This is a genomic window from Aquirufa novilacunae, from assembly GCF_045310505.1.
GTDB classification, from domain to species: Bacteria; Bacteroidota; Bacteroidia; order Cytophagales; family Spirosomataceae; genus Aquirufa; species Aquirufa novilacunae.
Genome location: NZ_JBEWZG010000001.1, coordinates 943,775 through 957,435 on the forward strand (window position 1 = coordinate 943,775; position 13,661 = coordinate 957,435).

The following is a 13,661-nucleotide window of genomic DNA, read 5'->3' on the forward strand; positions in this document are numbered from 1 at the left end:
GTTTATTTCTTAAGCTGCAATTTACACAAAGCACTGATTAGTAGCAATTGAGCTACTATATAAGTGCTCATCACAACGAACGATATCCCCGGAAAGGAATAATAAAACTTTCCAAAAGCCAAAACACTATCCGAGACCACAAAGAAAAAGGCTCCCCAAAAGATTGTTTGGTGCTTTAAGCGTATCGCAAAATACAACATAGACCCGAGCGCAAAGGCATACAAGGTCACCGGAATCTTCATCGCTTCGGCCAAATAGGGATTTAAAAAGGCCAGAAAACTGAACACATAAATCAGAATCCCTACCAGTGGCTTTCGCGCGTGTGCTGGAATCCAAGAAACCTCGTTAGATTGCCTATAAAAGAGCCGAATATAGCACAATTGCATGATCAAAAAAGAGCCTAAACCCAACTGAAAATAAAGTGGGCTATCTGGAAGCATTAAAAAAACATCCCCCAGCAACGCAAAAACGGCCGTAAAGAATAAAGCTGGCCTTGGATTCTCCACTGCAATGTGCCCCATCAACAAGATCAGCAATAGCGGCTTGGTGACCAATCTTGCCTCCGCAAAATCAGGAAAAAACAAAGGGATGGCTAATTCGAGAAAAGCATCTGCATAGAATAGTTTTAAGAATACATTTTTCATCTTCAAGGATTTTAATGGCAAAAAAAAATCACTCAACGCAACAGGTCAAGTGATTTCTTTTTTTCAGCCTGGTGTAGATCAAGATCCGCAAGCCTCACAAGCCTCTGGATTATCCAAAGAGCAAGTCATATCTGCCTTATTTTGTTCTACACTGTTGTCAAAACTAGCTGCCGCTGCTTTCGCTGCTGCTTCTGAGTACACTAACTCCGTTTCGTTTACTAAGTTCGTTTGCTCGATAGCTGGCTCTGCTTGTTTCTCTACGGTGAACTTAATCGCATCCGTTGCTGCTTTTGTACGTAAATAATACATACCTGTTTTCAAGCCAAGCTTCCAAGCGTGGAAGTGCATCGAAGTTAATTTACCGAAGTTCACATCTTGGATGTGGATATTTAAGCTTTGTGACTGACAGATGTATGCACCACGATCAGCCGCCATTTCTAAGATGGTCTTTTGCTTAATCTCCCAAACCGTCTTGTACAACTCTTTCAAGTTTTGAGGAATTTCTGGGATGCTTTGAACTGATCCATTGGCGATGATCAACTTGTTCTTCATCGAATCGTTCCATAGGTTCAATTTGATCAAGTCTTTTAACAAGTGCTTGTTCACAATCGCAAATTCACCTGATAACACACGACGAGCGTAGATGTTCGATGTATAGGGTTCGAAACACTCGTTGTTTCCTAGGATTTGGCTAGTAGAAGCCGTAGGCATAGGAGCAACTAAAAGTGAGTTACGCACACCGTTTTCTACTACTTTCGTACGTAGATCTTCCCAATCCCAGTTTCCTGAAGATGGAGTCACATTCCACATATCGAATTGGAAAACACCTTTCGAAATTGGTGAACCTTCCCAAGTAGAGTAAGGACCTTCTACCTTCGCTAATTCCATCGATGTTTCCATCGCTGCGAAATAAATCGTTTCAAAGATGTCTTTGTTCAATTGTTTTGCCTCTTCTGATTCGAATGGCATACGTAACAAGATGAACACATCCGCTAAACCTTGAACCCCTAAACCGATTGGACGGTGACGTAAGTTCGAGTTTTCCGCTTCTTTAACTGGGTAGTAGTTTACATCGATGATCTTGTTCAAGTTGCGCGTCGCAATCTTAGTCACATCGTATAATTTCTTGTGATCGAAACGTAGAACACCGTTCTCGTCTGCGTTCACATATTTAGGCAAGGCTAGAGAAGCTAAGTTACAAACCGCTACTTCATCCTTCGCTGTATACTCTATAATCTCTGTACACAAGTTCGAAGACTTGATGGTACCTAAGTTCTTTTGGTTCGATTTATTGTTCGCATGGTCTTTAAACAACATGTATGGAGTTCCAGTCTCTGTTTGAGATTCTAGAATCTTGAACCATAATTCTTGTGCTTTTACTACCGTACGTGCTTTACCAGCTAATTCGTACTTCTCGTATAAAGCTTCAAACTCAGCTCCGTGCGTATCCGCTAAACCTGGACACTCATGTGGGCAGAATAAAGACCACTCTTCGTTGCTCTCTACACGCTTCATGAATAAATCTGGAATCCAAAGTGCATAGAACAAGTCACGTGCACGCATTTCTTCTTTACCATGGTTCTTCTTCAATTCTAAGAATTCGAACACATCTGCATGCCATGGCTCTAAGTAAATAGCAAAGCTACCTTTACGCTTTCCTCCGCCTTGATCCACATAACGAGCTGTATCGTTAAATACACGTAACATTGGGATAATACCATTCGAGGTACCATTCGTTCCCTTGATATAAGAGCCTGTTGCACGGATGTTGTGGATGCTTAATCCAATACCTCCAGCAGACTGTGAAATCTTCGCTGTTTGCTTCAATGTATCGTAGATTCCTTCGATCGAATCATCCTGCATAGTAAGCAAGAAACAAGACGATAATTGAGGCTTCGGAGTACCCGCATTAAATAGGGTCGGAGTCGCGTGAGTGAACCAACGCTCAGATAATAAATTATAAGTCTCAATAGCTGCTGCAATATCGGCTCCGTGGATACCTACTGCCACACGCATTAACATGTGTTGAGGGCGTTCCGCAATCTGACCATCTAGCTTTAATAGATACGATTTTTCTAGGGTCTTGAATCCGAAATAGTCATAACCAAAGTCACGATCATAGATGATCGCTTCGTCTAGCTCAACTGCATTATTTTTGATGATGTCATACACCTCTTTAGAAAGAAGCGCTGCATTCTGTCCTGTCTTAGGATCGATGTAGGTATACAAACGCTTCATCGTTGCTGAGAAGGACTTCAACGTGTTCTTATGCAAGTTAGAAACTGCGATACGAGCCGCTAGAACCGCATAATCAGGGTGTTTTGTCGTCAAAGAGGCAGCCGTTTCAGCCGCTAAATTATCTAGTTCAGTTGTCTTAACACCATCAAACAAACCAGTGATCACTTTTCTGGCAACCTCTAAAGGCTGAACAAAAAATGGATCCAAGCTGTAACTCAGCTTTTCAATTCTGGCGGTGATTTTGTCAAACTTTACTGATTCGCGACGACCGTCTCTTTTTACTACGTACATGTGTATCTATCTATTTTATTTAAAACTCGAAATCTATATAAATGTTTCATTCAATAAACAATCCAACCAACAAAAAAGAAGACAATAGATTCCCTGCGTTAAGAGAATTTTTTTCTTAGCTTTTGGACCCAAATTGCGCTAACAAATTGAGTGTGTGGCGGTTTTGTTTTTATGCTTTCCTAAACCAAAAATTGAAGCATCTTTGGCTGATTGTGCTCTTGGTAAAATTAGAAAAAATGCGGGCTTCATGCAAACAATTTTTTGGCCAAAAAAAATATAAAAAAAGGGCGTATTTGAAATACCACATGCAAACACCCGCCACTCAATTCATTAGCCGTATTGCTTCTTAGAAAAGTGCTAAAAAAATATTTTTTAAAATTTTTCTAACCTAAAATACCCATGGAATTCTCTAAAATTTTGTTAAAGAAAAGATTTGGAAAATAGAATACAATTTGTAATTTTGCATCCCTTATTGTGAGGTCCAAATATCCCCTTTGGAAAAATTATTTAAACAAGACGGCAGGGAATCGTCTATTATCCATTATCATGAAAAAAGATATCCACCCAGAATACAAAGAAGTTGTATTTCACGATTTATCAGCTGATTACAAGTTTTTAACTCGTTCATGTGTTGCTACTACAGAGACAACAGAATTCGAAGGAGCTACTTACCCAGTGTACAAACTTGAGGTTTCATCACAATCTCACCCATTCTACACAGGTAAGAACGTATTGTTAGATACAACAGGACGTGTGGACAAATTCAACAAGCGTTACGCGAAGTAATTTTCCCAACGCCCATACTAAAAAGCCTTCTTCCATTTTTGGGGGAAGGCTTTTTTTATCCTAGATTTGTCCAATGCAGCTCTCCGTTTATCTTTTCGAGGATCAGGCTAGTAAAGCCGCGCTTCAGCCCCTCACTCAGCACCGCCAAGTCGCTGAATTATGGGTGGGTACAAGTACCCTAGAAAGTAAATGGCCTACACTTGTTTCCAGTCCCGAAATGGCGGACATTCAGGTAATGAGTTCGGTGCTTCCTTTGCCTAGCACATTCGAAATTTTGAGTCAACTTCCGGCGGACTCGTCCTATGTATATCAGGGTCAGATTTTGGCCCAAAGAGGGAAAGGCGCTTCTACCCTAGAGAAACACCTTCCGTTCCTGAATCACCCCGAAGAATTACTGAATTTCCAATCCATGTTTTTGCGTGCGGAGATCAAAGGAAATAATCCTGCTCCCGGAAATAATACGTTTATCTGCTCGGAAGAAATCTACATCCACCCCTCTGCTTCCGTGAAAGGGAGTATTTTAGATGCGAGCCTTGGCCCTATCTATATAGGAGAAGGGGTAAACATACAAATAGGGACCTTGATTCAAGGGCCTGCAGCGCTCCTGAAGGACGCAACGACGAATATCGGGGCGAAGATTCGCCCGAATACCACCATAGGCCCAGGATGTAAAGTAGGCGGCGAAATCAACCATTGCATTTTCTTTCCCTTCAGTAATAAGGCGCACGATGGATATTTAGGCAATTCGATTGTGGGCTCCTTCTCGAATTTAGGCGCTTTAACGAATGGGTCTAACCTACGAAACGACATACAACCCGTTTCGCTTTATGATTATACGTTGAAAGCGCAACGAAACACGGGTCTGAAGTCGATAGGCCAAATCATCGGCGATTTCGTCACCACCGGAGTAAGCACTTCCTTTAATACGGGGACCGTCATAGGCAGCCATTGCAACGTTTCGAGCATTGGATTTCCGCCGCGTTACATCCCCTCTTTTAGTTTTGGGGAGTATCCATCCTTGCGGGCCTTTGATTTCGAGAAAGCCTATGCCGCGGCTTGCGCTTGGATTAACTTGAAAAACCAACAAATACCCGAAAATCTACGCCAAAGCATGGAAGAAATTTGGAAAGCGGACACATCTTTCCGAAATTAGTTCTTTCTTTCTAAAAAGCCATTTGCATGCGATTTCAAGACATTCCGGGTCTAGCTAAAACCAAGAAAACCTTGTCGCTGGCGGTGCAAAATCAACACATCGCTCATGCCCAATTATTCGTGGGACCTCCGGGAGGAGCTCAGCTCGCGATGGCGCATGCGTTTGTTACCTATTTGTTTTGTACGAATCGTTCCGAATCAGACGCCTGTGGTGTTTGCCCTAGTTGCCAGAAATTGCAACGTGGTGTTCACCCTGACTTAGTTTACGTCTATCCGACGGTTATTACGAAGAAAATCAAAGACGCAGAATCCGACGTATTCTTACCGGATTGGCGGAAATTCATACAGGAATCTTACTTCAGAACCTTGCCCGAATGGCTCGCCTATATGGGCGCAGAGGGCAATCGCCAAGGAAATATTCCCGTAGAGGAAACGCGTAAATTAGTCCAAAAAATCAGCCTAAAACCCTTTGAAGCTCCTTTCAAGGTGGTGATGCTTTGGAATCCAGAGACACTAAATGCCTCGGCGGGAAATGCCTTATTAAAGACCTTAGAGGAACCGCCAAGTTCTACCCTATTTATTTTGGTTTGTGCGGAGCCTGATAAGTTATTAACGACCATTATTTCCAGAACGCAGCGCGTGAGCGTGGGGGCAGTAGATGTCGAAGATTTAGCCGCTTATTTAGTCCAAAAGGCTGAAATTGATTCCGAAAAGGCACATCAAATTGCGGTGAATTGCGAGGGAAATATCTCCGAGGCTTTGGAAAAATCGAGCTCTGATAACCTAAGCACCACGACCTGGTTTGCGGAGTGGATGCGTGCCATTTACGCCCGAAATCTATCGAAATTAGTGCAGTTAGCCGATCAATTCGACGGTTTAGCGAAAGAGAATCAAAAAAGCATCTTAACCTATAGCTTGCATATTTTCAGACAATGTTTGTACCAGATTTCGGACGCAAGCGGTCTGATCAAATCGCTGGAAAAGGAAAAAGCCTTCGTGGATAATTTCTCGAAGACTTTGAGCACTGAAAAGATTGCGGCGATGACCGAAAAAATATCCGAGGTTCACTACCATTTAGAACGCAACGCGCGCGCTAAAATGGTGCACCTTGATCTTTCACTCCACTTATTACGCGTTTTCCACGCGAAAAACTCTTAATATGAAGACGGTTCGCATAGGCACACGAAATTCAGCATTAGCCTTGTGGCAGGCCCACCATGTGGGGGCTTTACTGGCTACTCAGGGTTTAGGCTACGAAATCGTTGCGATTACGACGAAGGGAGATCAGATTTTGGATCGTTCGCTGTCTAAAATCGGATCAAAAGGAGTCTTTACCGAAGAATTAGAAGCCATGCTTTGCGCAGGCGAAATCGATATTGCTCAGCATTCGGCGAAGGATCTTCCCTCCCATTTGCCTGCAGAACTGGAATTAATCGCTTTCACAGAGCGCGAAGCGGCCCAAGATGTCGTTTTAAGCCTTGATCCAACGAAGACCTTAGCTTCGAGCGAACCCTTGCTCATTGGAACGTCTTCTACGCGTAGACGCGCTTTCCTGCGTCATTTCTACCCACAACATACCGCGGTGGAGATGCGAGGTAATTTGCAGACCCGTTTGGAGAAATTAAAAAACGGAGAATGTGACGCCATGTTACTTGCTTTTGCCGGCGTGCACCGCATGGAAATGGAATCCTACATCACCCAGCACTTAAGTTTAAATCAATTTGTACCGGCTGTCGGTCAAGGATCGGTAGCCATCCAATGCGCCCTTACCTTAGACGCTGAGGTAAAAGAACTAATTCGCAAGGCTTGCAACCATCCGGCTACCGAAGCTACTTTATTAGCAGAACGCCACTTATTAGCCCATTTAGAAGGCGGATGTAGCGTTCCAGTATACGGACATGCGATACATCAGAACGGTCAATTGACTTTACAAGCCGGGGTACTTAGCTTAGACGGAATAGAAAATATCGTTCATTCGGCAACGGGATCCGATCCAGCGCATTTAGGAAAAGAAGTAGCCATGGAGCTCATTCACTTAGGGGCGCACCAATTATTACGTAAAATCAGACAGGAATTAGGTTCATGAAAAAACGCATATTAATCACAGGGTCCAACGGTTTATTAGGCCAAAAACTCGTCGAACTATTACGAGGTCAAGAAGGCGTCGATTTAATCGCCACGGCACGAGGTACGAATCGTTTGCCTGTAACCGAGGGTTATACTTATGCGTCCTTAGATATCACGGTTCCATCTGAAGTACATGCGATCTTTGATCAATTCAAACCGGAAGTGGTCATTCACACAGCGGCTATGACGAATGTGGATACCTGCGAAACAGATCGCGCTGGTTGTGATCTATTAAATGTAGATGCAGTTGCTTATTTAATCGAAGCCTGCGAGAAACACGGCACCTATTTATGTCATTTATCGACTGACTTCATTTTTGATGGAGCAGACGGCCCTTATACCGAAGAAGGAATTGCCAATCCCATCTCCTATTATGGCGAAAGCAAGTTAAAGGCGGAGCAGTTATTATTTGATTCAAAAGTTCGCTGGAGCATTGCACGCACGGTTTTAGTCTATGGCATCGTTCCAGACATGAGCCGTTCGAACATCGTGCTTTGGGTGAAGAAATCACTGGAGGATGGCAAAACCATCCAAGTCGTGACGGATCAATTCCGTACACCTACATTAGCCGAAGATTTAGCGATGGGCTGTTGGTTACTAGCTAAGGATGAAGTGGAAGGCATATTCAACATCTCTGGCTCTGATTTCTTGACACCTTACGAGATGGCAGTGATGACGGCGGATTATTATGGTTTAGATAAGTCGCTTTTACAAAAGGCGGATTCTTCTACCTTCCAACAAACAGCCAAAAGACCCGCTCGCACCGGATTTGTACTCGATAAAGCAAAAAAAGTCCTAGGTTATACACCTAGAACTTTTCAAGAGGGTATCGCCATTATGGCGCAGCAAGTAGCTGATTTAGTCTAAAGCTTCTGGATCTTCCATCATTTCATCAGCCATGGGATTTACTACGGGCAGATCGATAACAAGGGGCGTTTCTTTGGGCTTCGCGAAGTCTTTATTTTCGTCTAATAAGGTCTTCCAAAGCAAATCTTTCAACTCCTGGATTCCCTCTTGCATCACCGATGAAATCAATAATACGGGAATATCCTTCGGTAAACTTTCACGCATTTCCTCTTCCATTTCCGGAATCGAAAGGTCCATTTTAGAGACCACAATGACACGACGTTTTCCCAATAATTCAGGGTTATACTTCTCTAATTCGCCCGTTAAAATTCGGTATTCCTCTCCCCAGTTTTCTGCATCCGAAGGAATTAAAAAACAAAGGATAGAATTACGTTCAATGTGACGTAAGAATCTCAATCCCAAACCTTTACCTTCGGAAGCCCCTTCAATAATTCCAGGTATATCGGCTACCACAAATGACTTATCATCTCGGTATTCAACTACCCCTAACTGAGGAACTAAGGTCGTAAATGGATAATCCGCAATTTCTGGTTTTGCAGCAGAAAGAACAGATAAAAGTGTAGATTTTCCGGCGTTCGGAAATCCTACTAAACCTACATCCGCTAAGACTTTTAATTCCATCACCACCCACAAATCTTGACCCGCTTCACCAGGCTGCGCATGGCGAGGGGATTGATTGGTAGAGGATTTAAAGTTGTGATTACCTAAACCGCCACGACCACCTGGAAGGACTAAAATCTGTTGACCTTCTTCGGTTACTTCGGCGATAAACGCGTTCGTTTCCGCGTCTTTCACAATCGTTCCTAAGGGTACTTGAATGAATACATCCTCCCCTTCCGCACCCGAACGACGTCCACCTTCACCACCATTACCATTTTCAGCGATAATGTGCTTCTGGTATTTTAGGTGAATTAAAGTCCAAAGCTGGGGATTTCCCACGAGGTACACATGCCCTCCACGACCACCATCGCCGCCATCTGGACCGCCTTTAGGCACGTGTTTTTCCCTCCGAAAGTGGGATGAACCGCTTCCTCCTCGGCCGGAGCGCAGATTGATTTTAACGTAGTCAATGAAGTTAGATGTCATTCGATTGTTTTAATTATCCTTCGATAATGGCGATAATTTGAGAGAAAATATCCTCAATTTCACCGATACCGTTAATTCCTGAGAATTTATTTTGTGCGGCATAATAACCAGCTACTGGAGCCGTTTTTTCGCCGTATTCTTGTACGCGTTTGCGAATTAATTCTTCGTTTTGGTCATCTGGACGGCCTGAAGTTTTGCCACGCTCTAATAAGCGCTGCGTTAATTCTTCTTCGCTCACCTCTAAAGCAATCATGTGATTGATCGCTAATTGATGTCCTGCTAATAAGTTGTCCAAAGCCTGTGCCTGAGCCTCTGTGCGAGGAAAACCATCAAAAATAAAGCCCGCTGCCTCCTTGTTCTCGTTCAATTTATTCTCGATCATTCCGATCACAACCGCATCCGGAACTAGAATTCCCTGATCCATTAATTTCTTAGCCTCTAGACCTAAAGTCGTACCAGCTGAAATTTCTGCACGCAATAAATCGCCTGTAGACAAGTGAATTAAACCATATTTCGCAATTAATTTTGCGGACTGAGTGCCTTTGCCTGCCCCTGGAGGCCCAAATAAAACGAGATTAAGCATATAAATGTGGGTTGCTTTTTGAAAAATTCATTCGAACCACAAAGGTAATCAAATCAGAGGCAAAAGCGGGGATTTTCTACTATATTTGACACAAAAAAAAGAGATGCTTTCTACCCAATTCGAAGAAATAATTCAAAAGAGACGTTCAAACAGACGCTACGACCCCACGGTTAAAGTCGATGATGCCATCATTGAACGCAGCTTGCAACGTTCTATTTTATCCCCTAACAGCAGCAATATGCAATTATGGGAGTTCTATTGGATTAAAAGCGAAGAGGAAAAGAAAGCGTTCCACCAACTTTGCCTAGGGCAGTCCGCCGCAAAAGACACGGCTCACATAGTAGTTTTTGTGACAAGACAAGACCTTTGGAAGCAAAGAGCGGCTTGGAACTTAAAGCTAGTGCAAGATTCTATTGAAGGCGAGCCGACCAAGATGCAGAAAAGAGGCTTGGAATATTACGGCAAGCTCATCCCCTTATTATACCGCAACGATATCTTCGGCATTTCTACCTTCATCCGTTGGAACATTTGTTTCTGGATGGGATTACGCAAGCCGATGATGCGTTTTGGAGGCAAGGCAGATCAACGTGTGATGGTGCATAAATCGTGTGCCTTAGCGGCGCAAACTTTCATGCTATCCATCGCAGCAGAAGGATTTGAATCCTGCCCAATGGAGGGTTTTGATGCCCAGCGTGTAAAGAAACACTTGAATTTACCTGCGGGAGCTGAAATCAATATGGTTATCTCGGTCGGGAAAGGAACAGAAGAAGGCGTTTGGGGACCTCGATTCCGCGTTCCATACGAAGAAGTGGTACACGTTCGCTAGTTACAGTCGACGTCTACGATAATCTGAACGCCTTTGAAAGCAGGCTTGGTGCTTAGCGTGTCTAATTCCTCCCTGAGGAGTTTTTTAAACGCAGCAAGGGCCACGCCTTTTTCCAGTTTGATCAGGATTTCCATAGCGTATTGGTTTCTGATACGCTCAATTAAAGGTTTTTCAGGACCTAGTACACGACCATTGCCAAATTTAGCCTTCAGCAACACCCCTAAATCCTTCGCTGCCGTTTCTACATTGCGTGCTTCGTAATGGCGCATTACAATTTTAATGAGTCGCGTAAAGGGCGGATAATGGTAGCCTTCGCGCTCGATCATCTCGTCCGCATACAATTGCTCGTAATTTCCCTCTTGGATATAGCCAAATAAGCGGTGATTCGGTTGATTCGTCTGGATATATACTTGGCCCTGTATATCGCGTCTACCGGCACGACCCGCCACTTGGGTAATTAATTGGAAGCCTCGTTCATGGGCCCTGAAATCAGGGAAATTAATAATCTTATCCGCATCAAAGATGGCCACGAGTGATAAACCCTCAAAATCCAGGCCTTTCGCCACCATTTGAGTTCCCACTAAAATATCCACTTGCCCCTTCTGAATCTCCGTAATCAGCGTATTGAAAGCCGTCTTCGAACGCGTCGTATCGAGGTCCATTCTGGCCACACGGGCCTCCGGAAGGTGCAACTGTAATTCTTCCTCTAACTTCTCCGTGCCATAGCCCATCGTCTTCATTTGGGCAGAGCCGCAGGCTCCGCAGCGGTGAATCAATGACTCGTGGTGTCCGCAGTAATGGCAGCGTAATTCCTGTTCCCGTGCGTGATAAGTCAGCGAAACGTCACATTGGTGACAGGTCGCAATCCAATCACAATCTTGGCATTGAAGGTAAGGGGAATAACCACGGCGGTTTTGGAACAATAAACTCTGCTTACCCTGCTTTAAATTATCGGCTAATACTTCGATCAAGTCCACCGAAAATCCACCTTTCATCTGCTTCATGCGATTCGCATACTTCGTATCGATAAAATGCATCGCTGGCAATTGTGCAGCCCCAAAACGCTCTTTCAAGACCACCAAGCCATACTTATCTTGCTTAGCCTGGTAATAGGTCTCCATCGACGGCGTCGCAGAACCTAACAAAACCTTCGCTTTTTGCTGATGTGCTAGAACAATCGCCACATCCCTTGCGTGGTAACGGGGCGCAGGATCCACCTGCTTGAAGGAGGTCTCATGTTCCTCATCGATAATGATGAGACCTAAGTTTTTAAAGGGCAAAAACACGGACGAACGAACGCCCACCACGAAAGGGTATTTCCCCTCCACGATCGACTTCCATACTTCCACTCGTTCGTTATCCGAGAATTTGGAATGATAAATCCCTACTTGCTCCCCAAAAATTCGCTTCAAACGCACCACAATCTGTGTCGTCAAGGCGATTTCGGGTAATAAATACAGTACCTGATCTCCATTCGCTAAGGCTTCCTGAATCAGCTTGATATAAATCTCCGTCTTCCCTGATCCCGTTATCCCGTGTAAAAGGACAACGTCTTTCTCTTGAAACTGATTCAATATCGACTGGTAGGCCTTCTCCTGCGGGTCATTCAGTGTAAAGGTAGACGGTATAAAATTCTCATCCCCCTCATCGAATCGCGAAACAACGACGTCGAAAATCTCGAAAACCTGATTCTTCACCAAAGTTTGCAAGGAACTTTCCGACAAGCCTGCCTGAGAAAAACTGTTTTTAGCTAGACCTTTCTGATTCGTCTCTGGACTTCTTAATACGGGGATATACTGCAAATAATGCAGTAATATGGCTATTTGCTTTGGTTTTTCTTCTAAAGATTGAATCAGATCAGTCAGGGCTAACTTATCCTCAAAAGAGGATGCTAATCGGACCTTGCGTTGCAATTTGGGTGTATAGCGATCCTTTAATTCATCGAAGATGATCACCGCGTCTTTGCCCACTAAGGCTTTGATGAGATGGTAGGGACTTTTGACCTCAGCGAATTTGGCTAAATCATCATAACTCATCGCCCCTTTATCTCGAATCTCCACATAAATGGATAATTCTCGATCCGTCAAGGTTTCAGGGCTCGAAAATTCTGGATTCACCTGCACCTTCGATTGACTCGAAATCTTTAAACCGGCCGGCAATGCCACTTGAAAAACCTCCCCTGGATAACACATGTAATAATCTGCGACCCATTGAAACAAAGAAATTTGGGAAGCCGTCACCAAGGGCGAATCGTCTAATATTTCCAGTAAATATTTCGCTTGGTATTCTTTAGGAGGATGGTGATGGACCGTAACGATCACACCTGTGAGGACTTTCTTTGTCCCAAAAGGTACCACCACCCGCAATCCTGCCTGAACAAATTCCGCCCATTCCCGAGGCACCCGGTACGTAAAATACCGAGGGATGGGAAGCGGAAGTAAGGCATCCACAAAAACCGTTTTCTCCTCCCCTATTTCCATTGCAAGGTTTGAATCAGGTGAAGTGCATCTTGTTTGATATAGCGAATGACAGGCGCAAGCGAATCATTCTTCATGGCCGTATTCAAATAAACGGCTCCACGTAAAAAATGCGTGGTAGAATCGGTGGCAAAAAACTGAAATGGCGTAGCCACTTCACCTTCTAATTCAATAATGGTAGCCTTTCGACCATCTCTGGTCGTTAAAACCGCATCCTCGATGCGATTCGCCTTCATCTGATGTTTAGAAGCTAATATGTACGAATCTCGAATCATCTTATCTAAGCGTTTCCGATCTCCTCCCACTGATTTATACGTTAACTGGATAAATGCATCCCAACGTGGATAATAGATATACATCCAGTGTGGTTCCGACAAGGCAAAGCTGTCTTTTTTAACGATGGCTTGACGCGAAATTTCAAAACTAAAGGGATGTCCTTTTTCGAGTGATTGGTAGCTATGCTTGGGAATATCCATGGCTGGGTAGCCTTTGGGCCTTGGCATAGCTGATTTTTCCTCTTCTGTAGCTTTGCCACAAGAGATCAAGGTTAACAGAAAACCTAGGAGGAAAAGACGCATATTCGC

General features: G+C 43.9%; 12 protein-coding genes. 6 read left to right on the plus strand and 6 right to left on the minus strand.

The features are described from left to right. Positions 1-2 precede the first annotated feature (2 nt). Both V7S74_RS04240 and V7S74_RS04245 read right to left on the minus strand, forming a co-directional pair. Positions 3-644, minus strand: a complete 642-nt coding sequence (locus V7S74_RS04240; protein ID WP_406777517.1) for a lysoplasmalogenase — start codon at positions 642-644, stop codon at positions 3-5. A gap of 78 nt (positions 645-722) precedes the next feature. Then, positions 723-3,173 (minus strand): ribonucleoside-diphosphate reductase subunit alpha, encoded by a 2,451-nt coding sequence (locus tag V7S74_RS04245; RefSeq protein ID WP_406777518.1) that lies wholly within the window; start codon positions 3,171-3,173, stop codon positions 723-725. 546 nt (positions 3,174-3,719) lie between these two features. Here V7S74_RS04245 and V7S74_RS04250 point away from each other — a divergent pair. From V7S74_RS04250 to V7S74_RS04270, 5 genes are all read left to right on the plus strand, one after another. Beyond that, complete coding sequence (locus tag V7S74_RS04250) at positions 3,720-3,959, plus strand: type B 50S ribosomal protein L31 (RefSeq protein ID WP_130896059.1); 240 nt, start codon at positions 3,720-3,722, stop codon at positions 3,957-3,959. Between the two features lie 73 nt (positions 3,960-4,032). Next, positions 4,033-5,112, plus strand: coding sequence for a hypothetical protein (locus tag V7S74_RS04255; protein WP_406777519.1), 1,080 nt, complete (start codon positions 4,033-4,035; stop codon positions 5,110-5,112). A gap of 26 nt (positions 5,113-5,138) precedes the next feature. Continuing rightward, complete coding sequence (locus V7S74_RS04260) at positions 5,139-6,269, plus strand: DNA polymerase III subunit (RefSeq protein WP_406777520.1); 1,131 nt, start codon at positions 5,139-5,141, stop codon at positions 6,267-6,269. Position 6,270: 1 nt separating this feature from the next. Then, positions 6,271-7,197 carry a hydroxymethylbilane synthase gene (gene hemC / locus V7S74_RS04265; RefSeq protein ID WP_406777521.1) on the plus strand — a complete coding sequence of 309 codons (927 nt, stop codon included), beginning with the start codon at positions 6,271-6,273 and terminating at the stop codon, positions 7,195-7,197. Then, positions 7,194-8,105 (plus strand): SDR family oxidoreductase, encoded by a 912-nt coding sequence (locus V7S74_RS04270; protein ID WP_406777522.1) that lies wholly within the window; start codon positions 7,194-7,196, stop codon positions 8,103-8,105. The genes hemC and V7S74_RS04270 overlap by 4 nt, the downstream gene beginning before the upstream one ends. Here V7S74_RS04270 and obgE read toward each other — a convergent pair. Next, positions 8,097-9,191 carry a GTPase ObgE gene (gene obgE / locus V7S74_RS04275; RefSeq protein ID WP_406777523.1) on the minus strand — a complete coding sequence of 365 codons (1,095 nt, stop codon included), beginning with the start codon at positions 9,189-9,191 and terminating at the stop codon, positions 8,097-8,099. The two genes, V7S74_RS04270 and obgE, sit on opposite strands and share 9 nt — an antisense overlap. 13 nt (positions 9,192-9,204) lie before the next feature. Beyond that, positions 9,205-9,774: an adenylate kinase gene (locus tag V7S74_RS04280; protein ID WP_406777524.1), complete on the minus strand. Its 570-nt coding sequence runs from the start codon at positions 9,772-9,774 to the stop codon at positions 9,205-9,207. A 103-nt stretch (positions 9,775-9,877) separates the two neighbouring features. Between V7S74_RS04280 and V7S74_RS04285 the strand changes: the two genes are divergently transcribed. Further along, on the plus strand, positions 9,878-10,600 hold the full coding sequence (locus V7S74_RS04285) for a nitroreductase family protein (RefSeq protein ID WP_406777525.1): 723 nt from the start codon (positions 9,878-9,880) through the stop codon (positions 10,598-10,600). Here V7S74_RS04285 and priA read toward each other — a convergent pair. Both priA and gldD read right to left on the minus strand, forming a co-directional pair. Then, a complete protein-coding gene (gene priA / locus V7S74_RS04290) occupies positions 10,597-13,080 on the minus strand; it encodes a replication restart helicase PriA (protein WP_406777526.1) in 2,484 nt (827 codons plus the stop codon). The genes V7S74_RS04285 and priA overlap by 4 nt on opposite strands. Further along, on the minus strand, positions 13,071-13,655 hold the full coding sequence (gene gldD / locus V7S74_RS04295; RefSeq protein ID WP_406777527.1) for a gliding motility lipoprotein GldD: 585 nt from the start codon (positions 13,653-13,655) through the stop codon (positions 13,071-13,073). The genes priA and gldD overlap by 10 nt, the downstream gene beginning before the upstream one ends. Between the last annotated feature and the right edge of the window lie 6 nt (positions 13,656-13,661).